We start from the raw sequence: 24,390 nt of genomic DNA, 5'->3' as shown, positions 1-24,390 counted from the left end.
CACTCACTGAGCGCTGACGAGCTTGTCGTCTTGAGGCGCACTGAAGCGCGCAAGTGCGGCTGCCACTTCGCCCGCGATCAGCTCCGCATAGGTCGTTACCTGCGGAAGCCCCATCAGTTCGCCAAATTCGGCGCGGGCCAGCGGACCGGCAATGAACAGATCGCTATGCGATGCTCCGGCAGAGGTGCGTGCATGTCCTTGCCGGTCGCAGGCGATGCCAAGACCGAGCGCGTCGGCGGTGATCAATCCTTGGCGAGCAAGGGAGGCAAGATGCGGCTGCGTTGCCAGTATCGCGTCGTGCGCCGGGCCAGTGGTGAGGATGACGTGATCGGCATTGATCGTTTCGAGAACCGATTCTGCGCGCGGGCGCACCTTGATCTCAAGTCTGTCAGGAAATGCCTTCGCGCCAACAAGTGAGGCAGCCTTCAGTGTCAGCGTGCCATCAGCCTGACGGCGATCCAGCAAGGCTTTAAGCTGTGGCGCGATGCGAAAGCGATGCACATCCCAGAACGGCCGTAGACGATGGACGATGCGCTTGCGCTCGGAGATGGATAGCTTGGGCCAGAACGTCCACGCCTGTGCGCGTACAGCATCAATAACGGGCTGCCAGGGAATATTGTTGCGCTTTGCACGGGAGATGGTTTCGCGCACAGAGCGCAGCAGCGCGCGCGCAGATGTCGCCGAGCCGGTGAAATCGCCAAAGGGTTCATGCGGCGCGGATGCATGCCCGCGCGATGCGAGCCCACGGCGTGAGAACGCATATATCGGCCCGCGGTGGCCGCGCTGATCCAGCGAGGCGACCACGTCGGCCATTGTCAGGCCGGTGCCGACGATAACGACGCGCGCCGTTGGCGCGATGGCATCTATCGCGCCGGGCAATGTTGCGTCGGTTATTAAACGCGCATCGTCATCGACGCCTTCACGCAATTCCCTTGGAATGCCGGGCGGCGGATGCGTCGTCGCCAGTACGACAACGTCAGCATGATGCGACGTCCCGTCATCGGTGGTGATGCGCCAGCGATGCGGCGAAGCGCGGGCAATATCGACGACGGCGGCGCGAATGTGATCGATGCGGCCGGCATCCAGATGCGGTTGCAGGTGTGCGGACACATAGCGCCCGAACAACGCGCGGCGAATGTATTGATGCCCATCGGGTGCAAGCGCATCGGCATCGTCAGCGGTGGCATCGTTGGCCGCGATCCAGTTGATGAAATGCTTTTCATCACTGGGCAGCAGGCTCATTTTAGAGGCCGGAACATTGATGCGATGCGCAGGGTCGGTCGTGCCGTAGGCAAGACCGCGGCCAATCTCCGGGCGTGGCTCAAATACGGCTATATTCGCGGGCACGGCGCTGTTTGCCAGGTGATAGGCGATTGCAGCGCCGGTCAGACCGCCGCCAACGATCGCCACCGATGGCTTATGCAGCCTGTCGTCTGTGAGCGTCCTCATCCGGCGGAAACTGCTGAGATGCTGGAGCGGTTGTTGGCGCTGTCCGTTGCGGCAAGAGCTTCGCCAAACGGTCCCATGTTTACGACCTGCGAAGTCGACCGCGCGCCGTGCGCAAGCGGCAGCTTCGGCAGCAGCAGTTCAGCGACGCGGTAGGCTTCCTCAAGGTGGGGGTAGCCCGACAGGATGAAGCTATCGATGCCGAGACGACGGTATTCATCAATGCGTTCTGCAACGGTGTCCGGATCACCGACCAACGCAGTTCCAGCGCCACCGCGCACAAGTCCAACACCGGCCCACAGATTGGGGCTGACTTCCAGCTTGTCACGCCGGCCGCCGTGCAGCCGCGTCATGCGGTTCTGGCCGACCGAGTCCATGCGCGCAAAAACCTTCTGCGCGGCGTCGATTGCGTCATCATCCAGATGTTCGATGAGCTTGTCGGCGGCGCGCCAGGCTTCTTCGTTGGTTTCGCGCACGATCACGTGCAGTCGGATGCCGAACGTGATGCGGCGTCCCTGCGCTTCAGCGGCGGCCTTCACGCCGGCGATTTTTGCAGCGACATCGGCAGGCGGCTCACCCCACGTCAGATACTTGTCGATGGATTTGGCAGCAACGTCGTGCGCGGCATCCGATGAGCCACCGAAATACAGCGGCGGATAGGGCGACTGAACGGGAGGATACGTCAGGCGTGCATCTTCAACCTGCACAAACTGGCCGTTGTAGTTGACGGATTCGCCCGATAGCACGGCGCGATATACATCAAGAAATTCGCGCGTGAGCGTGTAGCGCTCCTTATGATCGACAAACAATCCATCGCCGCGGTTCTCCACCGGATCGCCGCCGGTCACCACGTTGACGAGCAGACGCCCATTGGAGACGCGATCAAGCGTAGCCGTCATGCGCGCAGCAACGGTCGGCGATTGCAGTCCCGGCCGCACAGCGACCAGCAGCTTGAGCTGCTTGGTGAGCGGCGCCAGTGCCGACGCAATGATCCAGCTGTCTTCGCAGGCTCTACCGGTCGGTAGCAGGGCGCCATAATAACCAAGCGTATCGGCAGCCTGCGCAACCTGAGTGAGGTACGGCAGATCCGCCTGTCGCGATCCGACGCTGGAACCCAGATAGCGGTTGTCGCCGAACGTGGGAATGAACCAGAGGACGTTGATCTTGTCGGGGATGTTAGCCGTCATGGTGCTTGGTCCGCTTGAGCTTTGTCACTGCGCAGGCGTGCGGACAGCCGGAATGGCGCGCCGGCAATGGGGGGGGCGATCTGGTTAGAAATTCGTCCGCATCGGTAAAGCAGCTAACACCTGAGTTGTGCGGCCGCTAAATAAGAACTTGATATGTCTATATGCGCGCCGATGATAACGAGGCGCGGCACCCGAGCTGAGCGTAGGGGCTGCCTCGGCGGCATCCAGAGCTGGGTCCGCATGGTAGCGCCGTGACCTGCCCACGGCTTGAAAGCGAACATTCGCGACATGCAGGGGCAGGGACGTGTCGCGACTATGGTTGACGTAGCGGTGCAGTAGAGGTCCGTCGCCACGGGATACGCAGGTTACGACAGCCGCACCCAAGCCCGGAAATCCGAAATATAGTAGACAGTTTTAACTTCCCAAAATCAGGCGCGCCACGCGCTGCTCTTTGCTTTAAAAAATTCGCTTAATAGCCATAGCATAAACATTTAATGGCAAGCGATATAGCAATATTAAAAAAACATAGACGACATCTGCGAATCATCATTAGCACTGAAAATAGGTGGATCTATTTCCAGTCGAAATAGAAAATTATTTGTCAAAAGATTTTTCGGTTGTTTTTGGCCGTGCCCCGATCTGGATTGCTGCGCCCAATTTCAGGGATATTTTCTTCCGGCGAACGCCGACAGTAGCGATGAAACGGGCGGTCTTGTGCCCACTATCCTGCAAATATCGCCCCGTCCAACATGCGCAGGAGTAACCCCACTTCGATACTCAATTGTCACCGAATTTTATTCATCAAGGGGGATCAGCGATGCGACTATTTTTTTCTCTTCGCAGCTGGAGCCACAATCTTCTATTCCTAATAGTGGCGTTGCATTTGACGACTGCGCTTTGGTCTAGCAACGCCTTTGGCGCCTGCGCTCCAGGAACCACGTATTGTGTCACCAGCGCGAGCGATACAGGTAACGCCGGGGCATCCGGATCTTTCAGTTGGGCCATTGCGCAGGCCAACGGCAACCCCGGCAGCACGATTGGCTTCGACAACGCAGTCTTTGTTGGCCCCAATCCGACGCTGACTCTCAGCGGGACAAGCGCGCAGACCCCGCGCGTTAGCAGGTGCCACGGGAGGCGGGCCGGCCGGCGGTGTCAACGGCTCGGACGGAGGCAACTACTCCGGCGGCGGCGGCGGCAATCGCAACATCGATACCTTCGGTGGAGATGGCGGTTGGGGCGGCGGCGCAGCTGGGCCAGGCGATACGACGACGCCCCGGGGAGGAGACGGTGGCTTCGGCGGCGGCGCAGGCGGGGGGGGGTCGGCCGCTTGGCTAATGGAACGGTGACGGCGCCACCAGCGCAGCCGGGTTTCGGTGGCGGCACAACGGGCCAGAGTTTCATTGGCGGCGGCGCGGGGTTTGGGGGCTAGGTGTTCGTCGAAAGCGGGCCAGAATTCCTTCATGGCGTATTCATGGGGCGCCTACTGGACCCACTACACGCCGGAGAACGCTTATGTCGACGCGCTATTGTTGGGCTCGTGGTACGATATTGATGCCAAGTCAAACCGCATGGACAAGCTGAAAACCGATGGCGGTGCGTTCGGTGCATCGCTCGAAGGTGGCTATCCGGTTTACACTGGGCTGGGTGGCTTCAGCATCGAACCGCAGGCGCAGCTCGCCTATCAGACTGTCAATCTCAACAACGGATCCGATGTTTGGCGCGCAGGTGCACTTCGACAACGTCAACTCGCTCGTTGGACGTGTGGGCGTTCGTTTCGCGCAGGACTTCGGCGCACCGACCTGGCTGACCGGAGCCCCGTCCACCTTCACCGCATGGATACGTCCGAACTTCTGGTAGCTGGCTTTCAGCGCCAGTAGCGCGCGCTCGAAACGATGCCGCGTTGATGCAACGTCGATGTTCAGTTTCTCGAATGTTGCAGGGTCGGTCCCCCTGCCGAAACCGGCATCGAAGCGGCCGCCGCTGTGCCATTGAAGCTGCTCTATCTGTTCAGCGAGTAGCAGCGGATCGTGCAGCGGCAACACCAGCACGGACGTGCCGACCCGCAGCCTTTGCGTGCAGGCGAATATCGATGCGGCCAGCAGCAGCGGCGACGGATAGGGCTGCGGCGGCGTCTGGAAATGAAACTCGTTGAACCAGATGCCATCGAAGCCAAGTTGATCGATTTCCTGCATCAGGGCGAGGAAGTCGGCATGCGAAACACGATCCGGCTCGCGGCCGATGCCGGCGATATCAATCCGCATCGAATTCAGTGCTCTCACTTGCGCCAGACCAATCGATCAGCGCAACTTCACAGGCTGTCCGATCGCCGCGGTCAACGAAATACCTGCGGTCGCGAAACTGGATTTCAAGCTCTCCCAGGACATCGCATAGCGCATCCGCACGCTCGCGTTCGTACGTGTCGCCTTGCGCGTGGACGACTAGAGGATTGGCATGCGGAGGTCCGACGGTTTGCACCAGAATAACGCGGTGGCGCGCGCAGGCCGTCATCTTCAACAGTGCGGTTGCGATGTCCGCCACCCTGTATAGCGCGTTGGCGGAAAAGACGTGGTCGACCACCGGAGCGGCGCAGTCCTCCCATTTGGCGGCAATCAATTGCGGCAGCCGTTGCGCGTCGTTATCCGGCCACCGGCGTACAAACTCCGTCCGCATCGCTGCCGATGGCTCGATGCCAATGATCCTTGCAACGCAACCGGCGAGCCGCCGCGTGAAAGCGCCGGTGCCGGGGCCTATTTCCAGCAGGCTATCGCTGGGACACAATAGGGCGCTCGCATCCGCCACCACGTCGGTTGCAAGGCGCGCGAGCGGGCTGCGCTCGTCGTAGTGCGGCGCGTAATCCTGCCAGAACGCTTCTTCCTGAAAGTCGTCGCTCTGGCGCGGATTTACATGCGTCGATTGCTCGAACGCTAACGCCCAGAACGCGGATGGGCTCATTGCTAAACGATTTTGCGGCTGCATATCGAAAAAGATTTGGGAAGACGACAAAGAGCGCGCAGGCTGCGGGTTATGCCGAAGGTCGTCAAGGTTGTTGCCTGCTTGCCCCACTTGGAAACATTTCAAGGTGATGTCGATCGCACGCGTTGACTCGTACTGCGATCGTACAGTTCTATGCCCAGGCTCAGGTTCTGCGGACGCGCTCCGCAGGTAGGGAATGCGGTGCGTCGATGCAAGTCGTCTATGCCGCAGCTGCCCCCGCAACTGTAAGCGGCAAGCTGTTTGCTTAAACCACTGGCGATTTCGCCGGGAAGGTGCAAACAGCGCGATTAGCCGCGAGCCAGGAGACCTGCCTGAGCATGGTCGTTCATTGATTGCGCGGGTGGCGCAGTTGATACGAATGCGTAGTAGCGACCGAACCTAGTTTGTTTGGAACGTTCGGGAACGCTCACGCCAGGCCACCTTTTCTCTGTTTCTGCAGTGTTTGAGTGAATGCCGTTGTTACGGCAGTTTCGAACGTTCCAAAGTGTTTGGAGCGTTGATGTGCGTACGCAAGGCTCGCAAGAGCATTCGATCATCATCCAGCTGCGATTGTCGCAGCTGAAGTGCAGGGCTGGCCGCATCGGTGCAATCCGCGCGGCTGCCTGTAGCGATGGTCAATGCGCCGGCCCGTCGCCCGCATCCAACGCCTTTTCCTCAGCATCAGCTTCGCAATGCCCGCGCCCGTAAGGCGCAGCTCTAGCGTTCCTGCGATCGAATTCGTGCGTTTTAGTTTGGAGTACCAGTATGAAACCGTCGAGAGTATCCCCGTATCTTGTTGCTCTCACCGCGCTGATCGTTCCAAGCCACACACTTTCCGCTCAAGAGCTTGCCGCCGCTGATGGTGAGGCGGCAATCGTTCTGCCCGGACTGGAAGTTGAGGCTGACGAGAAGACCGCGCAGAAAAAGAAAGCGCCGCAGCAGAAATCGACCAAGAAGCCAAATCCGAGCCGTCAGAGCGGGCAGGCGGCATCGGCCGTTGCATCCGACCAGTATGTCGTAACGCCGGGTGGACGCCGGGAAGCGCGCGGCAAGGTGCCCGCGACTGTGCAGGTCATCGATCGCGACGTTATCGAACGCTCTACGTCGCAATCGGTCACCGAATTGCTACGTGAGAACGCGGTTGGATTCTTCAGTGAATGGACGCCGGGTCAAACGTCTATCAACGTCCGCGGCGCTGCCAGCGATGGCCAGGGCAAGGATTTCCGCAGTCAGGTTCTCGTGCTGATCAATGGGCATCGCTCCGGCACCGCCAATTTGTCGAAGCTGTCCCTTGCCGATGTTGCGCGCATCGAAATCGTACGCGGCCCGGCATCGGTGGTTTATGGCAGCGGCAATCTTGGCGGTGTCATCAACATCATCATGAAAACCGGCCGTTCAGCGTCCGGAACCTTCGTTGAAGGCAGCATCGGTTCTTGGGATCTGCGACAAGGCAAGGTGCAGACCGGTGGCGTCGAGAAGAACGTCGACTACTATGTCGGCGCATCGGTCGGTGCACGCGGCGACTACCACAGCGGTCGCGGTGGCTCGACGATGGAGAACACCGACTGGGATCGGCGCGGTGCAACGGCCTCGCTTGGTTATCAGATCAATGACAATCACAGGCTTGAGTTCAACGCCCGTACAGACGGCATCTATGACGCTGGCTTCCGCGGTTCGGCCGCCAACTACTTCGCGCGCGAGGATCGCTACAACCAATCCGCCGACGCCAGCTACTACGGTCGTACGTCGGACGGAGTATTTAACTGGTTCGCACAGGCCTACGTCGTCAATGACGTTGACAACTTCAAATGGGCATCGCCGATCAGTGCAGGCACAGCGCTGGATCATAATCGCCGCGAACTGGACATTGCCGGCGTTCGTGTTCAGCCGCGCGTGAAGCCATGGGAAGGCAACGAGCTGCTTGTCGGCTGGGACTTCGAACATAGCACGGTGCGCTCTACCCGCTTGCGGATCGCCGCGCCGGGCAGGGTTTTGAATCCGCTGCAGGTGCCGCCGCAGGACAACAATCAGACCGATCAGTTCAACGGCTTCTATTTCGAGGATTCGCAATCGTTCTTTGGCGACGTGCTCAATGTGCGCGGAGGCATGCGCTACACGCAGGGCACGACAACGTTTGACTGGACGCCGCATTATCAGAACCAGAACAACAAGTCGCAGGAGTATGAAGCGCTCACGTACTCATTCGGCGGTACGCTGGCGGTGATGGATGGTGTTGTGCTTCGCTCGGGTATTGCCACTGGCTTCCGCGCGCCGACGGCGACAGAGCTGGCCGCGCAAACCACCAACCTCGATGGCTCACGAGCCTTCGGCAATCCGAACCTCGAACCGGAAACCAGCAGGCAGATCGAGTTCGGTGCGAATGTAAATGGCTGGCTCGGCACGCTGGACGTTGCAGTGTTTCAAAACGTCATCTCCGATCGTATCGGAACGCTTACCCGCGGATCGGGTCCCAACAGAATCTCCGATTATGTGAACAATGCCGGCGATATCGAAGTGCAGGGTATCGAAGTCGGTTTCGACATGAATATGTTGCGCCTGCTGCGGCCCAGGCCGCAGAGCAGCAACTGGCGCTGGAATCTGTTCTCCAACAGCTACTACAATTTCGAGATGACGGATCGCGGTGCGCCAGCTTCGGCCAACACCGACAAGGCGCAGCGCATGTATCAATACGAAGCTTCGATCGGCACGCGTTTCGGTCAGGCGGGGCCGGATGTGCGCGACTGGTCATTCCAGGTCGTCGGCTTGCTGCGTGGTCCGATGTGGTATGATACCGAAGAAAGCTTCCGCGCTGGCGGGGAACCGTCGACTTCATACCGGCATCGCAAGAGCCCATTCTGGGTCTGGAACACGCGCGGCGACATTGAGATCACGGAAAACGTAAAGCTGTTTGCCGGCGTGAATAATCTGTTCAATGTAAATGAGCATCCGATTTTCATCCTCACCGATACGCCCTCGTGCGCTGGCCTGGCCAATATGGCCAGTCAGAACGGCGGCTGCGGCACGTCGATGATGGGACGCGAGTTTGTGGCCGGTTTGCAGTGGCGCTGGTAAGAGGCATTGTTGCGGCCGCGATGTTTGTTGCGGCCGCAGTCGTCCCAAGTGCGCTGCGAGCCGAAGCCGTTACGGTAACGGATGCGCTCGGTCGCAGCGTCACGATCCCTGCTCCTCCGCAGCGGATCGTGACCATTTTCTCTTCCAACACTGAACTGGTGTGCGCCATCGGCCTTGCCGATCGGATCGTTGGCATCGACGCCATGACGCGCTATCCGGAGGAGATCGCGTCGAGACGTCATGTTGGTGGACGGCTCGGCTTTTCAGTCGACCGTGTGGTTGAGCAAAACCCAGATCTCGTCATCGTCACGCCGGCGCGTCAGGCCGCGAACCAGCTTGTTGAGCCCATGCGCAGGCTCGGCGTTCCGGTCGTCGTGCTCACGTCGCGCAACATGGCGGAAGTGATAGGCAACATCCGTCTCATCGGTCGCGCCACTGGACGGGCTGCAGAGGGAGAAGCGGTTGCGCAAGGGCTTGAAAAGCGCATTGCCGACGTTCGTGCCGGAGCGGAGCACATGCGGCGTCCGCGTGTTGTCATGATTACGGGCAAGCTGGGTAACGGTCTGCTTCTCGTGGCGCGGCCGAACACTTACACAGGCGATGCGCTGGGCATCGCCGGGACAGAGCCGGCGCTTGTCGGCATGCGTACGCTGGCGCAGGTGTCGCCGGAAGCCATCCTTGCTGCCAATCCCGACCTGCTATTGTACGCTGGCAAGCAGGAAGATCTGGATGACCTCATATCGCGACCGGGATGGCGCGAGATGGAAGCCATCAAGCGCGGGCGCACGTGGACTGTTTCGCGCGCTGAGTGGCTGATACCCGGCCCACGCACACTTGATGGTGTCGAACGGCTGGCAGGACAATTACGCAACCTGAGGGGCGACTGACGGGCATGGTGCGATACTGGTGCACACTCGCGTTGCTGCTGATCGGTGCGGTGTTGTTCGGCGCGTGTGCCGGTCACACATGGGTAACTCCCGCCGATGTCCTGAACGCAGCGATGGGCGACACGTCAATGCAGGCCATGCTGTTGCGGGAATGGCGTTTGCCACGGGTGGTGGCCGCGTTGCTGGTTGGCGCGTTGCTCGGTTTGGGCGGCGCCATTTTTCAGGGCGTGTTTCGCAATCCGTTGGCTGAGCCCTATCTGCTTGGTTCAGCGGGCGGCGCCGCTCTTGGTGCCACCATTGCGCTGCTGGTTCCGCTAAGCCTTTCGCAGGCGTTCGCGCTGCCGTTGTTCGCCTTTCTCGGTGCCTGGGGCGCCACGCTGCTTGTCATCGGCGTTGCCCGCACTGCCGGTGCGCTGGATGTGCCCACGCTGCTGCTGTCGGGCGTTGCCATTTCCGCAGTGCTTGGCGCGCTGCGATCCTTTCTCATGCTGGCGTTGTCGGATGAAACCGTCAGCCTGCAGGTTGTGCTTAGCTGGGTGCTGGGCGGCATGCAGACGCCGACGTGGGGCGGTGTTGGCATTCTCGCAGCGCTCACGCTTGTTTCGCTGTTCGCATGCATTGCGCTGGCGCCAGGGCTGGACCGGCTGGGGCTGGGCGAAACGATGGCCACCGCATACGGAATGGACGTGCATCGTTTCGTGATGCTCGCGGTCCTGGTCGCGGCGGCGACGGTGGCCATTTCCGTTTCGGTCGGTGGTCTGGTCGGTTTCGTCGGTCTTGCCGCGCCGCATATCGCGCGCTGGCATCTGGGGCCGCTGCACCGTGTTGTCATTCCCGCGTCGGCGGCGATCGGCGCAATACTGGTAACCGTAGCCGACGCAATCGCGCGCTCCGCGCTGCCGCCGGCAGAAATTCCGCTCGGTCTTGTCACGGCGGTGGCGGGTGGCCCGTTCTTTCTGCTGTTGCTTGCGCGGAGCCGCAAATGGTGACCCTCAAGGCGCAGGAAATTGTTGTTCGGCTGCAGGCGCGTACGCTGCTGCATGGCGCATCATTCACTGCCTGCAGTGGCGAATCCATCGCGATTATCGGGCCGAACGGAGCAGGCAAATCCACGCTTTTGAAATCTCTCGCCGGACTGCTACGCCCGGCGAGCGGCTCGACCACGTACGACGACGCGCCGATTTCCTCTATGACGGCGGCAGGCCGGGCCAGTGTCATCGGCTATGTTCCGCAACATTTCAATCCGCATTGGGATATCCAAGTCACGGATCTGATGCAGATCTCTCTCGAACGATCGCGTGCATCGGTGCAGCGTGGAACGCTCGATGCCGCTCTGCGTACGCACGACATTGAACCATTGCGCGACCGCTGGTGGTCGACGCTATCAGGCGGTGAGCGCAATCGCGTGTTGCTGGCGATGGTGCTGGCGACGGCGCCGCCGGTGTTGCTCGCCGACGAGCCGGCGGCAAATCTCGATCCGCGGTGCAGGCTTGAGATGGTAGAGCGCCTCAGCGCTTACGGCCGTACTGCGCTTTCCATTGTCGTGATGCACGACATTGATCTCGCGTTCCGATATTTCGATCGTATCCTGCTGCTGAACGACGGCCGGATCGTCGCTGACGGAGCCACGGCGGAAGTGTACGATGCGCCCATCCTTGAGGATGTGTTCGGCGTCAGCTTCATTCGCTCACAGCATGAAAACGTGAAGACAATCCACCCGGGGAATGTCGCACCGACACGATGACATAAAGGCTCTCGTTGCCTGCCCTGACCAGCCATCGGCAAACCGCAGTGGCCGTCGCTCGGTTACGACGATGTGTTGGTCGTAGCCAATCCTGAGTAATTGCTGAGGGCCAATCGGGCTTTGCGGCCTATGAAGAGCGGCTTGAAATTGTGATCGTCCAGCCGGGTGTCCCGAGAGCGCGGAACCCACGCCACCGCCTGCTGTTCAGGACGTACAGCGGGAGAGGGCGCGCTGGCGTCGCCTCGATTTGGAAAATAAAGCTGGATAATGCCGGGCGGGCGTGTCCTCGACAGCCGTGGCCAAGCACGGACATTTCTGCCCATACATCTCAATAGCTTAATGTATGATGAGAGTGGTGCCCAGGAGAGGACTCGAACCTCCACGCCCTTGCGAGCGCCAGCACCTGAAGCTGGTGCGTCTACCAATTCCGCCACCTGGGCACTGGAGTGGTGAGTTAGAGGGGGTCGCGGCACTTGTCAATCGATCGTGTGAGGCTTGTGCGCGACCTTTCAACACCCGTGCCCTTTTCTGCAATCCGCGCTATGGCGTAACGCGGCACCGAACACACGGAGAAGACAATGGCAGAGCGGCTTGACGACCAGGGTTTGGCGGTTGTTTTCGGCGGTTCGGGGTTTGTAGGCCGCTATGCGGTGACAGCGCTGGCCAAGCAGGGCTGGCGGGTTCGCGCGGCGGTCCGCCGTCCCGATCTGGCGGGCTTCCTGCAGACGGGCGGATTTGTGGGCCAGATCGCCCCTGTGCAAGCCAATGTCCGTTATCCAGAATCGGTGGCTCGCGCGCTTGCAGGCGCCAAGGTGGCCGTGAACGCGGTTGGCATTCTGGCCAGCGGCGGCAAGCAGACCTTCAGGGCGGTGCACGTGGAAGGGCCGCGCGCCATTGCCCGGGCGGCGAAGGCCGCTGGCGTGCGCCATTTCGTGCACATCTCGGCGATCGGCGCCGATATCAATTCCTCGTCGCAATATGCCCGCACCAAGGCTGAGGGCGAGGCTGCGGTGCTGGAAGAGTTTCCCGAGGCCATCATCATCCGCCCATCGGTGATTTTTGGGCCGGAGGACCAGTTCTTCAATCGCTTTGCAGCCATGGCGCGTATGTCGCCGCTGTTGCCGCTGATCGGAGGTGGGCGCACGCGCTTCCAGCCGGTGTTCGTGGGTGACATCGCTACGGCGATCACGGCCGCTGCGGCAGGCGCAGGCAAGCCCGGAACCGTCTATGAGGCCGGTGGCCCGGATGAGCTGTCGTTCGAGGAAATCCTGGAGCTGACGCAGGAATGGACCGGCCGCGAACGGGGCTTTCTGCGTCTTCCGTTCTGGCTGGCAAAAGTGCAGGCCGCGCTGACCTGGCCACTGCCTAACGCGTTGCGCCCGATCACGCTGGATCAGGTGAAGCTGCTGCAACACGACAACGTGGTGAGCGCAGCGGCTAAGGACGAGGGGCGGACACTGACGGCGCTGGGCGTGCCGACGCCCACCGGTGTCGCCGCTATCGTGCCGAGCTATCTGGAGCGCTTCCGCGCCCGTGGGCAGTTTGCCAGCTACCGCACCTGAGGCTGGCAGCTGATCTGGCCGCGAGCGCCAGAAAAAAGGCAGCACAAGCGGCAGCCTGAACTCCCAAACAAAAAGAGCTCCGGATTTCTCCGGAGCTCCAACAGTCCCGAACTGTCCACCGGCGCCGATCAGCGCGCCGGAAAAACACTCATTAGTGCACGCTCGCGATCTCCAGATCGTCGTCGAACGCATGCCCGATTGCGGCCTGCCGGGTGTCGGTCAGGGCAAGCGGTGTACCGTCGGCGCCATGCAGTGAGAACAGGTTGATGCCCTGGGGCAGACCGTCGACGGCCGGAAACATGCGCGTCGCCTCGTCGAACGTCAGCGTCTTGATGTATGCAACAGCACCATCACCCAGGATAGCAAACTCGTCGTCGGTCATGACATGACGCGGATAGTAATAGGTGGTCTTGTCGGCTTCGGTCATGACGCTACTCCTTCTGCATGCCGGAGCTGTGCATTCCGCTTCGCAGCGGACGGCCAGACATCCCGGCCCCGACCCCACTGCGAAATTGCGGCAGGGCTAATCGGTAAAACGTAGTGGCCCACTATTTTCTGTCGGTAATGTTGATAGTCCGAACCTGGCGTTCGGGTTCCAGCCGTTTCAGGTCTATGGCCAAAAGCCCGTCCGAAAGGTCAGCAGACTCTACCTCGATTCCATCGGCCAGCACGAACGTGCGGGTAAACTGTCTCGCTGCGATCCCACGGTAGAGATACTCGCGTGCTTTGTCGTCCGACTGCTTGCCGCGGACGGTGAGCTGGCTGTCGGACAGGGTAATCTCAAGCTGATCGCGGCTGAACCCGGCCACTGCGAGCGTGATGCGCAGGATGTCGGCGTCGCCATCCGGGCCCTGAATGCGCTCAACGTTGTAGGGAGGGTAGCCGTCGGCCGAGCCCTTGGTTGCCCGATCGATCAGGCGGTCGATCTCTTCAAAGCCCAGGAGAAAGGGGCTGGAGAGCAGCGAAATCCGTGACATTACGGGTCCTTCCTCAAGCGACCTCGACCAATATTCCGCAAGAGCCTTAACCCTGGCCTCCAACGCACCAGCCCCGCCCAGGCGGCAACCGGATGTCAATGATATGGGTGAGCTGAGATAGGCGTTCAAGCGGCATATCCCTCGTGGCTTGCGGTTGGCCGAGATGCATCAGATGAACGCGTTGTCATTTGACAACGGTGTGGCTAGCCAGATGATTGCGTGGCATTCGCCGTCCTGTTCAAATCGACCGCGAATACCGCTCTTCACAGTTGGCCATTGGCCTTAGTTCCTTGCTTTTGGGTCCTAATCGGGGATCAATCGATGCACATGCCCGGCGTCAGCCGTTCCATCTTCACTCTGGTGGTTTTTCTCATGCTCGCTCTCGCACCACAGACCGCTTCGGCAGCACCGCGTGCCAGCGCGTTCAAGCTCTCCAACGGTATGGAAGTGATCGTCATTCCGGATCATCGTGCGCCGGTCGTAACGCATATGGTCTGGTACAAGGTCGGTTCCGCCGATGAGCCCAAAGGCACTTCGGGCATCGCGCATTTTCTTGAGCATCTGATGTTCAAGTCCACCGACAAGATCGCAGTGGGTGATTTTTCGAAAATCATCTCGCGGCTGGGTGGCGAAGACAACGCCTTCACCGGGCAGGATCTGACTGCTTATCATCAGCGCATCGCAAAGGAGCGCCTGGGCACGCTGATGGAGATGGAAGCGGATCGCATGGTGAACCTGCGTCTCACCGATGATGAGGTGGCGACGGAGCGTCAGGTCATCATCGAGGAGCGCCGTTCGCGCATCGACAACAACCCCGCAGCCCGTCTCGACGAGCAGATGAGTGCAGCGCTGTATCTTGCGCATCCGTATGGCATTCCGGTCATCGGCTGGGCGCACGAGATGGCGGAGCTTTCGCGCGAGGATGCGCTCAAATTCTACAAGCGCTACTACGCCCCCAACAATGCCATCCTTGTGGTGTCGGGCGACGTGACGCCGGAGGAAGTGAAGAAGCTCGCCGAGGAGACCTACGGCAAGATTCCCGCGAACCCCGACGTCGACACGCGCAACCGTCCGCAGGATCCGCCCCACGCCGTGCCGCGTCGCCTGACGCTGAAGGATCCGCGCGCCGGTAACGCGTCGTTCCACCGCTATTACATGGTGCCAAGCTACGTGACCGGAAAGCCGGGCGAAGCTGAAGCACTTGAAGTGCTGATGAAGATCGTTGGCGATGGCGCCACCAGCCGGCTGTATCGCTCGCTGGTTGTCGACAAGAAGGTGGCGGCTACCGCGCGTGGCGGCTACTCGGGCAGCTCGCTCGATTCCGGCACCATTTCGCTTTACGCCGTTGCCGGCAACGAGGATCTGAAGACGGTTGAAGATGCTGTCGATGCAGTGCTCGACGATGTGCGCAAGAATGGCGTCACCGAGCTTGAGCTGCAGCGTGCGAAGAAATCGCTGACGGCCGACTTCATCTATCAGAGCGACAATCAGGCCACTCTGGCCCGGCGTTACGGTTGGTCGGCGACGATCGGCCGGACGGTTGCCGATGTCGAAGGTTGGCCGGATGCGTTGGCCAAGGTTACGGCTGACGACGTCAAGAAGGCCGCAGCAACTTATCTCGATGCGAAAAACTCCGTCACCGGATGGTTGCTGCCGGAGGCTGAGGATGACGGCAAGGGGGCAGGTGGCAGCAGCACCGAGCAGCCCGCCGTCCATACGCGCTCTTGATCCTGGAGGAGCAGCGTATGCATCAGATGAGTATGCCGAGGGCCTGTGATATGCACGCGAGTGGTCGTCCGTTGTCGATGTTGTCGTTCTGCAGTAATGGCGTCCGTGCGGCGGTCCGCCAGATCAGTGGCAGCGCCACCGTTTTGTCTGCCGCCGCTTTTGCCCTTCTATTTTTTGCCAGCACGAGCTTGCCAGCTAACGCCATGAAGATTCAGACAGTAAAAAGCCCGGGTGGAATTGAAGCCTGGCTGGTTGAAGAGCACGCAGTGCCGATGATGGCGATGCGGTTCGCATTCGATGGCGGCAGCGCGCAGGATCCTGACGGGCAGGAGGGCGTCGCGAACTTCCTTTCGGCCATGCTGGATGAAGGCGCGGGCGATCTGAAGTCGAGCGAGTTTCAGGATCGCATGGAAGATCTCTCCATGCGGATGAACTTCGAAGATGCCAAGGATGCTTTCTACGGCAACTTCGAGACGCTGAGCGAATATCGTCCTGAAGCAACCGAGATGCTGAAGCTGGCTCTGACCAAGCCGCGCTTCGATGCTGATGCGGTGGAACGCATCAAGCAGCAGTTGATGGCGTCGCTTGCGTATGCCGCGCGTGACCCCAACCGCGTTGCGCAGAACGAATGGTATGCGACTGCATTCAAGGGCCACCCTTATGCGCGCCCGGCCAGCGGAACTGAAACGAGCCTCGGCAAGATTACCGGCGCCGAGCTTGAAGCCTATCGCAAGCGCGTGTTTGCGAAGGACAACCTGAAGGTCGTTGCTGTCGGTGACATCACGCCGGAACAGCTCGGCAAGATGCTGGACGACGTGTTCGGCGATCTGCCTGACAAGGCCGAGCTGGCACCTGTTTCGATCACTGATCCTGTCGCCGGTGCCCAGCAGAACGTGGTCGACATGAACGTGCCGCAGTCGGTGGCCGTGTTCGGTATGGGTGCCATGCCGCGCCGCGATCCGGACTTCATCCCGGCGTTCGTGCTCAACCAGATCCTCGGCGGCGGCGGCTTTGCCTCCAAGCTGATGGAAGAGGTGCGCGAGAAGCGCGGTCTGGCCTATTCCGTCTACACCTACGTGTATCCGTTCCGGCATGCCTCAGTGTTTTCCGGCGGGGTTGCAACGCGCAACGACATGATGGGCAAGTCGCTGGATATCATTCGTCAGGAACTGCAGAAGATGGCCGATGGCGATCTGAAGCAGGAAGATCTCGACAACGCCAAGAGCTATCTGACCGGCGCTTATCCGCTGCGTTTCGACACCAACGCGAAGATCGCCACGCAGCTTCTGGGCCTGCGCATGGACGACTTCGATCCCAGCTATATCGAGAAGCGTAATGCGCTGATCGAAGCTGTGACGCTGGATGATCTGAAGCGCGTGGCCAAGCGAATGCTCAACACCGATAATCTCATTGTGACGATCGTCGGTAAGCCGGAGCTTGAGCAGCCCAAGGCGAAGGGCGGTTAGTTCCGCAACCGCGCTTGCTACGCAGACGAAATCAGGAAACGCCAAAATAAAAAAGGGGCTGGTCAGAATGACCGGCCCCTTTTGCGTTTCAGGTAGCATTCGGCGAACAGGATCAGTCGTGCTTGCTGTTCTTGGCGCGCTCGATCGCTTCGGCGATATACCGGCGCGCTTCTGAAGAGTCGCCCCAGTGGTCGATCTTGACCCACTTGCCGGGCTCCAGATCCTTGTAGTGCGCAAAGAAGTGCTCGATCTGCTGCATGGAGATATGCGGCAGGTCGGTGTAGTTGGCGACCTTGTCGTAGCGCATGGTCAGGCGGCTGCTGGGCACGGCGATGATCTTCTCGTCGCCACCGCCTTCATCCTGCATCACAAGCACACCGACGGGGCGGCAGTTGATCACCGCGCCGGGAACGATCGCGCGGGTGTTGCAGACCAGAACGTCGATCGGGTCGCCATCGGACGACAGCGTGTGCGGGACGAAACCGTAGTTCCCCGGATAGCGCATCGGCGTGTAGAGGAAGCGGTCAACAACCAGCGTTCCCGATGCTTTATCGAGTTCGTACTTGATGGGCTCGCCGCCCACCGGCACTTCGACGATGACGTTGATGTCGAGGGGAGGATTAAGACCGATCGGGATGGCGTCGAGGCGCATGTAATCTCCACATAGTTTCATGGCCGCCGGTGCGGCCCGGCCGAAGAGATGGACGAAGCCGACGCGAATGAATAGCCGTATGCTCGTCGCAGTTGGCTGAAAACGCCGGATTTTTCCGCTTCTATCCTTCATCTTTCGTAGCATTCGACAGCTTGTCGCAGCCGGCGCGCCATTTGCCATGTGGGGATTGGCGCTCTGTGCAACTCAAGGCCGCTGACAGAATCGGGCATATCATCGGCGCTGAACGACAGCTTGCAGCCCTGCGGCTGCGAAACTAGATGGCGTGAACCGCCGCTGCGGACACGACGACAGGGAACAGGAAAATGGCGATCCGGCAGCTTTCGCCGCACACGATCAATCGCATTGCCGCCGGTGAGGTGATCGAGCGGCCGGCGAGCGTTGTGAAGGAGCTGGTCGAGAACGCGCTCGATGCGGGCGCCGACGAGATCGATGTCGTCACTGCGTCCGGTGGCCTGTCGCTGATCCGCGTGACCGACACCGGTTGCGGGATGCCGCCCGACGATCTGCAGCTTGCCGTCGAGCGTCACGCCACATCGAAGCTTTCCGAGGAAGACCTGTTCGCGATCAGCACGCTGGGCTTCCGTGGCGAGGCGTTGCCCTCGATTGGCTCGATCGCACATCTCACCATCGTGTCGCGCGCCCGCGACGCTGCGGATGCCTTTGCGCTCGATGTCGATCGCGGCGTGAAGGGCAAGGTGCGTCCAGCGGCAGCCAATGCCGGTACCTGCATCGAGGTGCGCGATTTGTTTTCAACGGTGCCGGCGCGGCTCAAGTTCATGAAGTCGGAGCGGGCCGAAAACATGGCCGTCAGCGAGGTGGTGAAGCGCCTTGCGATGGCGCATCCCGGCGTTGGCTTCACGCTGACGATGGGTGAGCGCTCGAACCTGCGCCTGCCGCGTGAGCCTGCGGGGCCGGATGGTCTGCTGCAACGGCTTGGCCGCATCATGGGGCGCGCGTTCATGGATGATGCGGTGCGCGTCAGTGGTGTCCGCGAGAACGTGAGCATCAATGGTTACGCCGGTGTGCCGACGCTGCACCGGCCGGATGCCGCGCAACAGTTTCTGTTCGTCAACGGCCGTCCGGTGCGCGACAAGCTGCTGATCGGAGCGGTGCGCGCGGCCTATGGCGATCTGATCCCGCGTGGCCGTCAACCGCTGCTGGCGCTGTTTCTTGAACTGCCGCCCGATGAGGTGGATGTGAATGTGCATCCAGCAAAAACGGAAGTACGCTTCCGTGATGCCGGAGCCGTCCGTTCGCTGATCGTCAATGCGCTGGCGGCGGCGTTACACCGCGAAGGCCATCGCGCGTCGGCGGCGAATGGTGCGGCGGCGCTGCATGAGCTGCATGCCAACGCGAATGCGAACGTCAATGCGGTGCAGGCTGACGCCATCGGCGCGCCGATGCAGTTTTCTCAGTCATACGCGCGCGATTACGGCCAGTCTGCGCGCCCCGTTTATCCCGCACGCAGCCCTTATGCCCCAACGCCGGGCATGGCGGAGGCAATGCAGGCGCCGCTCGACATCATGGACGGCCCGAGCGCCGATGCACGCGCATTTACCGCGCCGGGAGCGGAGGAAACGCAGGATCGACCGCTGGGGGCAGCACGCGCGCAATTGCATGAGAACTACATCGTTGCCCAAACGCGCGACGGCGTCGTCATCGTCGATCAGCACGCCGCTCACGAACGCCTTGTGTATGAGCGGCTGAAAACAATGCTGCGCGAGGGCGGCGTTGCGCGTCAGGGGCTGCTGGTGCCGGTGGTTGTCGACCTTGATGACGATGAAGCCGTTGCGGTGGCGGAAAAGGCGGCGGAGCTGGAAGAACTGGGCCTGGTGCTGGAAGGCTTCGGTCCCGGTGCTGTTGTCGTGCGAGAGGTGCCGGTGCTGTTGGGCGATGGCGACGTCGCGGCGGTTGTGCGCGACCTTGCGGCCGACATCGTGCGCGAGGGCACAAGTACGGCGCTGAAGGATCGGCTGCTGGCGGTGTGCGCCACCATCGCCTGTCACGGCAGCGTGCGTTCGGGTCGGCGCCTCACGCCGCAGGAAATGAACGCGCTGCTGCGCGATATGGAGGCGACGCCGTACTCCGGGCAGTGCAACCACGGCCGCCCGACCTATGTGGAGCTGAAGCTCGCCGACATCGAAAAGCTCTTCGGTCGCCGTTAGCTGAGCCAAGTTGGTTGGGCCGGCGCGGAGCTAACGTCAGCCCTTCTTCAGGATCAGCACCAGGCCGCGTAGGGAGCTGTTGAAAAACTGGATCTCGACGATCTGGCGGTCGTTGACGACGATGACATCCATGTTGGCGCTCAAGCCATCGCCGGCAACCTTGATGCGGAAGCCGCGCTCCGTCACTTCGCCGGCCATGTCACCGCGCATGTTATACATCAGCTCTTCCCAGGTGCCGGTGACCTTGCCTTTCCGGGCGACAACGCTGCTCTTGATCTCGACCTTGCCGCCGGCCGAGGCGCAGCGAATGTTCTGGCGCAGCTCGTCGCCGGCATCGTTCACGAAATAGGTGGCGCGGCACTTCACCAATTCTGGCTTGCCGTCCTTGATGCCGATGCGGCCGTCGCCGACCCAGCGTCCGGGCAGGGCCTTGAACGGTGCCTCCTTGGCAATCGGAGCAGGTGGCGTTGAGGGGGGCGCGGCCTCTTCGACGGCGCTGGCACCGTCATCATCCCCGTCCCCGTCCTCATCGTCGAATTCGATGACGAAGTCGTTTTCAACGGGGCTGGCGGGCGCAGCTTCACCGTGCACCGACTGCGCGATTGCGAGGCCGAACAAAAGGCTGAAAGCGAGTAGAGCGAGCTTCATGCAGTTTTCCGTAGCGTCGGCGGCATGCGGCGGCGATGCCGAACCGGAATCCATTACGGAATGTCGGGGTGATCGCAGTGATTTCCTAGTGCGGGATAGCCACAGGCGAGCCTAAAGGCAGCGGTGTGCCACCGCCAGCGGACCGGGGCCGATCAGGCTAGCCCGGCCTCAGCCACCGCGTTCGGGCCGCGTGGTGGTTCGCCCATCCGCTCCAGTTCGTCGTATTCGGCTTCGGTATAGACGCGCGAACGGGTGAGGAAACGCAGCCCTTCCGGCGCTTCGAGCGAGAAGCCGGAGCCGCGTCCGGGCACCGCGTCGATGATGAGGTGCGTGTGCTGCCAGTATTCGAACTGTGGGCCGGAGATATAAACCGGGCAACCGGCGATGGAGCCGAGAAACACATCGCGTTCGCCGATGCGGAATTCGCCGCGCGGATAGCACATGGGCGCGCTGCCATCGCAGCAGCCACCCGACTGATGGAACATCAGGGGGCCGTGCACGGCGACCAGCTTGTGTATCAGCTCTTCCGCTGCCGGGGTGAGCGAAACGCGATCGACCATTCCTGCCTCCTCATTGAAGGGAACTGGAGCATGCGCCCTAGGGAAACATGCTCCAGTCCGTCGTACCAGACCTTGCCAGTCCGGTAATCGTCATCCGGCCTGTTGGGAGCGGAAGGCCGGAATTCTGCAATCAACAATTCGCGATCAGTCCGGCACCGCCTCCGACGACGGCACGACGATGGCGAACATGTCGGTCAGCGCGGTCAGCGCACCGGTGTGCACGGCATCGGCCGACAGTGTTCCGCCCAGCGGATTTGCGAGCGCACGCGTTGCGGTGGCGTTGCCGACAACCGTGGGGCGATAGCCATGGTTGAAGGCGGCGCGCGCGGTTGAGTTCACACAGACGTGGGTCATGAAGCCTGCGAGCACAAGATCGGTGACGCCGAGTTTTTTCAGTTCGGCGTCGAGGTTGGTCTGCTCGAATGAGCTTGGATAGCTCTTGGTGATGACGGTTTCGCCTTCGATCGGTGCAACGACATCGGCGATGGCGCCAATATGATCGCGTACATCGTAAGGCGAGCCTGGGCCTGCATCGTGCTGAATGTGGATGACCGGTGCTCCGGCATCACGGGCCCGCTGCAGCAGCTTTGCGCATTCCTTCAGCGCCGGCTCGACACCTTCAAGCTGCATGATCCCTTCGCGGTAGGTGTTCTGGCAGTCGATGAGCACCAGCGCGGATTTGGACAGCGGTTCGGGCGTCGATGGCATGGCCAGCAGCGAACGCAGTGTCGGACGGGCTTCAGTCATGGGCTGTTCCTCTTGTAAAAACAGCGCGGCTTTGGGGGCCGCGCTGTAAGTAGTTTTAGTTGCGGTTCACTTCGGCGCCGACGGCCGGCTCCCCGCAGGGGAGTCGCCGGCGCCACTCAATCAAAAGAAGCCAAGAGCCTTCGGGCTGAAGCTTTGCAGGATGTTCTTGGTCTGCTGGTAATGGTCGAGCATCATCTTGTGGTTCTCGCGACCGATGCCGGACTGCTTGTAACCGCCGAACGCCGCGTGTGCGGGATAGAGGTGGTAGCAGTTCGTCCAGACGCGGCCGGCCTTGATGCCACGGCCCATGCGATAGCAGGTGTTGGCTTCACGCGACCACACGCCGGCACCGAGGCCGTAGAGCGTGTCGTTGGCGATGGCCAGCGCTTCGGCTTCATCCTTGAACTTCGTGACCGACAGCACCGGTCCGAAGATTTCTTCTTGGAAGATGCGCATCTTGTTGTGGCCTTCCAGAACGGTCGGCTCAACGTAGAAGCCGTTCTCCAGGCCGTTGTGCACGCCGCGATGGCCGCCTGTGAGAACCTTTGCGCCCTCTTCCTTGCCGATGTTGATGTAGGAGAGGATCTTCTCCATCTGGTCCGACGAAGCCTGCGCACCGATCATGGTGTTCGGATCGAGCGGGTTGCCCTGCGCGATCTTCTTCACGCGCTCGATGGCACGCTCCATGAAGGCGTCGTAGATGCTTTCCTGAACCAGCGCACGCGACGGACAGGTGCAGACTTCGCCCTGGTTGAGCGCGAACATGGTGAAGCCTTCGAGCGCCTTGTCGAAGAAGGCGTCGTCTTCGTTGAATACGTCAGCGAAGAACACGTTCGGAGATTTGCCGCCCAGTTCCAGCGTGACCGGAATGATGTTCTCTGAGGCATACTGCATGATGAGGCGGCCGGTGGTCGTCTCACCCGTGAAGGCGATCTTGGCGATGCGCGGGTTCTGCGCCAGCGGCTTGCCGGCTTCGACGCCGAAACCGTTGACGATGTTGAGCACGCCCGGCGGCAGCAGATCGCCGATCAGCTCGGCCAGCACCATGATGGAGAACGGGGTCTGCTCGGCGGGCTTCAGCACCACGCAGTTGCCGGCGGCGAGAGCGGGAGCCAGCTTCCACACGGCCATCAGGATGGGGAAGTTCCACGGAATGATCTGGCCGACGACGCCCAGCGGCTCATGATAGTGGAAGGCAACGGTGGTTTCGTCGAGCTGGGAAAGGCCACCTTCCTGAGCGCGGATGCAGCCTGCAAAATAGCGGAAGTGATCGACGGCCAGCGGCAGGTCGGCTGCCATCGTCTCGCGGATCGGTTTGCCGTTGTCGATGGTCTCGACGGTGGCCAGCGCATTGAGGTTGGCTTCCATGCGGTCCGCAATCCGGTTGAGGATCAGGGCGCGCTGGGCCGGCGAGGTCTTGCCCCACGTTTCAGCGGCGGCATGGGCGGCGTCGAGCGCCTTCTCGATGTCCTCGGAGGTGGAGCGGGCGATCTCGCACACCAGCTCACCAGTGATGGGGGTGCGGTTCTCGAAGTAGCGGCCCTGCGTAGGCGGAACCCACTCGCCACCGATATAGTTGTCGTAGCGGCTGCGGACTTTGAGGGTAGCCCCGACGCGGGCGAGGGCCGTCGAAGGTGTTTCTGGCTTCACGATAAGCTGCATTGTGTCCTCCCGGGGATCGAGGGTTAAAAACCCCTAGTTATGCGTGGCGACAGATTAGCCCAGTCACTTTACGCGCCAAAGGTACCGGCGCATTGGAAATTAGTGCATAAGCAGCACCTGCAGCATTTGATCTGCATCGTGCCCGCTTTGACCGACGTATCGTGCATCGTCGTTTCACGACCTGCCAAACACGCAAGCCGAGAGGCGCTTGGCTCAGCCGCCCGCCTCCTTCAAAAAAAACTGCTAAGCGCTTTTCATGACACGCAAAGTTTCCGGTCCAGAAATTGAACGTATCGTGCGCCTGCTCGGCCGCTTGCCCGGGCTTGGGCCACGGTCGGCACGAAAAGCTGCGCTGGCGCTCATAAAACGCCGTAACGAATTGCTTGTTCCGCTAACGGAAGCGTTATCGGATGCGGTTGAAAAAATTGTGGAATGCCCCGATTGCGGGAACCTCGATACCGTTGTGCCGTGCAGCATCTGCCAGGACGTCCGGCGCGATCGCTCGCTGATTGTGGTGGTTGAGGAGATTGGCGACCTCTGGGCCCTGGAACGCGCCGGGGTTGTGAGCGGGCTTTATCATGTGCTCGGTGGACACCTGTCGCCGCTGGACGGCATTGGTCCTGAGAAGCTGAATATCGCGCGCCTGATCGAGCGGGCGGCGACCGGAGAGGTGCAGGAGATCGTCCTGGCGCTCAATGCCACGGTCGAAGGGCAATCCACCGCCCACTACCTGACGGAGCAACTGGCGCCGACCGGAATTGTGGTTTCCCGGCTGGCGCAGGGTGTGCCCGTGGGTGGGGAGCTCGATTATCTGGACGAGGGGACACTCGCTGCGGCGATAAAGTCACGCCGCCGCATGTAATCGATTCCGTCAAAAAAACGGTGACATTAGG

At 61.1% G+C, this 24,390-nt stretch carries 20 protein-coding genes, 1 tRNA gene, 1 pseudogene and 1 riboswitch; of the genes and pseudogenes, 10 read left to right on the top strand and 12 right to left on the bottom strand.

Annotated features, from left to right (window positions below; all coding sequences use genetic code 11):
* Window positions 1-3 precede the first annotated feature (3 nt).
* Complete coding sequence (locus tag C6Y62_RS00845; protein WP_173952419.1) at window positions 4-1,449, bottom strand: FAD/NAD(P)-binding protein; 1,446 nt, start codon at window positions 1,447-1,449, stop codon at window positions 4-6.
* Window positions 1,446-2,633 carry an FMNH2-dependent alkanesulfonate monooxygenase gene (gene ssuD / locus C6Y62_RS00840; RefSeq protein WP_173952418.1) on the bottom strand — a complete coding sequence of 396 codons (1,188 nt, stop codon included), beginning with the start codon at window positions 2,631-2,633 and terminating at the stop codon, window positions 1,446-1,448. The genes C6Y62_RS00845 and ssuD overlap by 4 nt, the downstream gene beginning before the upstream one ends.
* Window positions 2,634-4,093: 1,460 nt before the next feature.
* Here ssuD and C6Y62_RS16795 point away from each other — a divergent pair.
* Window positions 4,094-4,510: an autotransporter domain-containing protein gene (locus C6Y62_RS16795; protein ID WP_420844142.1), complete on the top strand. Its 417-nt coding sequence runs from the start codon at window positions 4,094-4,096 to the stop codon at window positions 4,508-4,510.
* Here C6Y62_RS16795 and C6Y62_RS16790 read toward each other — a convergent pair.
* Both C6Y62_RS16790 and C6Y62_RS00825 read right to left on the bottom strand, forming a co-directional pair.
* Window positions 4,505-4,894: pseudogene (locus C6Y62_RS16790) on the bottom strand (LLM class flavin-dependent oxidoreductase); the annotation flags it as partial. The gene C6Y62_RS16795 and the pseudogene C6Y62_RS16790 sit on opposite strands and share 6 nt — an antisense overlap.
* Window positions 4,884-5,585, bottom strand: a complete 702-nt coding sequence (locus C6Y62_RS00825; protein ID WP_173952417.1) for a class I SAM-dependent methyltransferase — start codon at window positions 5,583-5,585, stop codon at window positions 4,884-4,886. The pseudogene C6Y62_RS16790 and the gene C6Y62_RS00825, both read right to left, overlap by 11 nt.
* 169 nt (window positions 5,586-5,754) lie before the next feature.
* A riboswitch (cobalamin riboswitch) is annotated at window positions 5,755-5,956 on the top strand.
* A gap of 415 nt (window positions 5,957-6,371) precedes the next feature.
* Between C6Y62_RS00825 and C6Y62_RS00820 the strand changes: the two genes are divergently transcribed.
* The 4 genes from C6Y62_RS00820 to C6Y62_RS00805 all read left to right on the top strand — a co-directional run bounded on the left by C6Y62_RS00820 (window position 6,372) and on the right by C6Y62_RS00805 (window position 11,309).
* The gene (locus C6Y62_RS00820; protein ID WP_173952416.1) at window positions 6,372-8,678 is read left to right on the top strand and encodes a TonB-dependent receptor; all 2,307 of its coding nucleotides are present in this window, start codon (window positions 6,372-6,374) and stop codon (window positions 8,676-8,678) included.
* A gap of 128 nt (window positions 8,679-8,806) precedes the next feature.
* Window positions 8,807-9,565, top strand: a complete 759-nt coding sequence (locus C6Y62_RS00815) for an ABC transporter substrate-binding protein (protein WP_338074316.1) — start codon at window positions 8,807-8,809, stop codon at window positions 9,563-9,565.
* Window positions 9,566-9,570: 5 nt separating this feature from the next.
* Window positions 9,571-10,554 (top strand): FecCD family ABC transporter permease, encoded by a 984-nt coding sequence (locus tag C6Y62_RS00810; RefSeq protein ID WP_173952414.1) that lies wholly within the window; start codon window positions 9,571-9,573, stop codon window positions 10,552-10,554.
* Window positions 10,548-11,309, top strand: a complete 762-nt coding sequence (locus tag C6Y62_RS00805; RefSeq protein ID WP_173952413.1) for an ABC transporter ATP-binding protein — start codon at window positions 10,548-10,550, stop codon at window positions 11,307-11,309. Before C6Y62_RS00810 ends, C6Y62_RS00805 begins: the two co-directional genes overlap by 7 nt.
* A gap of 353 nt (window positions 11,310-11,662) precedes the next feature.
* Here C6Y62_RS00805 and C6Y62_RS00800 read toward each other — a convergent pair.
* Window positions 11,663-11,749 (bottom strand) — tRNA-Leu (locus C6Y62_RS00800).
* 138 nt (window positions 11,750-11,887) lie between these two features.
* On the opposite strand from C6Y62_RS00800, the gene C6Y62_RS00795 reads away from it, so the two are divergent.
* Window positions 11,888-12,871, top strand: a complete 984-nt coding sequence (locus C6Y62_RS00795) for a complex I NDUFA9 subunit family protein (RefSeq protein ID WP_173952412.1) — start codon at window positions 11,888-11,890, stop codon at window positions 12,869-12,871.
* A gap of 151 nt (window positions 12,872-13,022) precedes the next feature.
* Here the strand turns inward: C6Y62_RS00795 and C6Y62_RS00790 are convergent, their stop codons facing one another.
* Both C6Y62_RS00790 and C6Y62_RS00785 read right to left on the bottom strand, forming a co-directional pair.
* A complete protein-coding gene (locus C6Y62_RS00790; protein ID WP_068463631.1) occupies window positions 13,023-13,298 on the bottom strand; it encodes a BQ00720 family protein in 276 nt (91 codons plus the stop codon).
* 121 nt (window positions 13,299-13,419) lie between these two features.
* A complete protein-coding gene (locus C6Y62_RS00785; RefSeq protein ID WP_068463633.1) occupies window positions 13,420-13,848 on the bottom strand; it encodes an Hsp20 family protein in 429 nt (142 codons plus the stop codon).
* A 321-nt stretch (window positions 13,849-14,169) separates the two neighbouring features.
* Here C6Y62_RS00785 and C6Y62_RS00780 point away from each other — a divergent pair, with 321 nt between their 5' ends.
* A complete protein-coding gene (locus tag C6Y62_RS00780) occupies window positions 14,170-15,576 on the top strand; it encodes a M16 family metallopeptidase (protein WP_173952411.1) in 1,407 nt (468 codons plus the stop codon).
* A gap of 203 nt (window positions 15,577-15,779) precedes the next feature.
* On the top strand, window positions 15,780-17,042 hold the full coding sequence (locus C6Y62_RS00775) for a M16 family metallopeptidase (RefSeq protein ID WP_245281948.1): 1,263 nt from the start codon (window positions 15,780-15,782) through the stop codon (window positions 17,040-17,042).
* Window positions 17,043-17,154: 112 nt separating this feature from the next.
* On the opposite strand, the gene ppa is transcribed toward C6Y62_RS00775, so the two are convergent.
* The gene (gene ppa, locus C6Y62_RS00770; protein WP_173952410.1) at window positions 17,155-17,694 is read right to left on the bottom strand and encodes an inorganic diphosphatase; all 540 of its coding nucleotides are present in this window, start codon (window positions 17,692-17,694) and stop codon (window positions 17,155-17,157) included.
* Window positions 17,695-18,017: 323 nt separating this feature from the next.
* Here ppa and mutL point away from each other — a divergent pair, with 323 nt between their 5' ends.
* Window positions 18,018-19,880, top strand: a complete 1,863-nt coding sequence (mutL, locus tag C6Y62_RS00765; protein WP_173952409.1) for a DNA mismatch repair endonuclease MutL — start codon at window positions 18,018-18,020, stop codon at window positions 19,878-19,880.
* A gap of 36 nt (window positions 19,881-19,916) precedes the next feature.
* Here the strand turns inward: mutL and C6Y62_RS16265 are convergent, their stop codons facing one another.
* The 4 genes from C6Y62_RS16265 to adh form a co-directional block, all read right to left on the bottom strand.
* The gene (locus C6Y62_RS16265) at window positions 19,917-20,528 is read right to left on the bottom strand and encodes a hypothetical protein (RefSeq protein WP_246274208.1); all 612 of its coding nucleotides are present in this window, start codon (window positions 20,526-20,528) and stop codon (window positions 19,917-19,919) included.
* Window positions 20,529-20,680: 152 nt separating this feature from the next.
* Window positions 20,681-21,088: a DUF779 domain-containing protein gene (locus C6Y62_RS00755; protein WP_173952408.1), complete on the bottom strand. Its 408-nt coding sequence runs from the start codon at window positions 21,086-21,088 to the stop codon at window positions 20,681-20,683.
* A 144-nt stretch (window positions 21,089-21,232) separates the two neighbouring features.
* On the bottom strand, window positions 21,233-21,835 hold the full coding sequence (locus C6Y62_RS00750; RefSeq protein ID WP_173952407.1) for a cysteine hydrolase family protein: 603 nt from the start codon (window positions 21,833-21,835) through the stop codon (window positions 21,233-21,235).
* 120 nt (window positions 21,836-21,955) lie between these two features.
* Window positions 21,956-23,488: an aldehyde dehydrogenase gene (gene adh, locus C6Y62_RS00745; RefSeq protein WP_420844141.1), complete on the bottom strand. Its 1,533-nt coding sequence runs from the start codon at window positions 23,486-23,488 to the stop codon at window positions 21,956-21,958.
* Between the two features lie 265 nt (window positions 23,489-23,753).
* Here adh and recR point away from each other — a divergent pair, with 265 nt between their 5' ends.
* Complete coding sequence (gene recR, locus C6Y62_RS00740; RefSeq protein WP_068463647.1) at window positions 23,754-24,359, top strand: recombination mediator RecR; 606 nt, start codon at window positions 23,754-23,756, stop codon at window positions 24,357-24,359.
* The last annotated feature ends 31 nt before the right edge of the window (window positions 24,360-24,390 follow it).

Source organism: Hyphomicrobium sulfonivorans (assembly GCF_013306565.1).
GTDB lineage: Bacteria > Pseudomonadota > Alphaproteobacteria > Rhizobiales > Hyphomicrobiaceae > Hyphomicrobium_A > Hyphomicrobium_A sulfonivorans.
The sequence above is the reverse complement of the archived record's forward strand: the minus strand, read 5'-3'. Positions and strand labels throughout refer to the sequence as shown.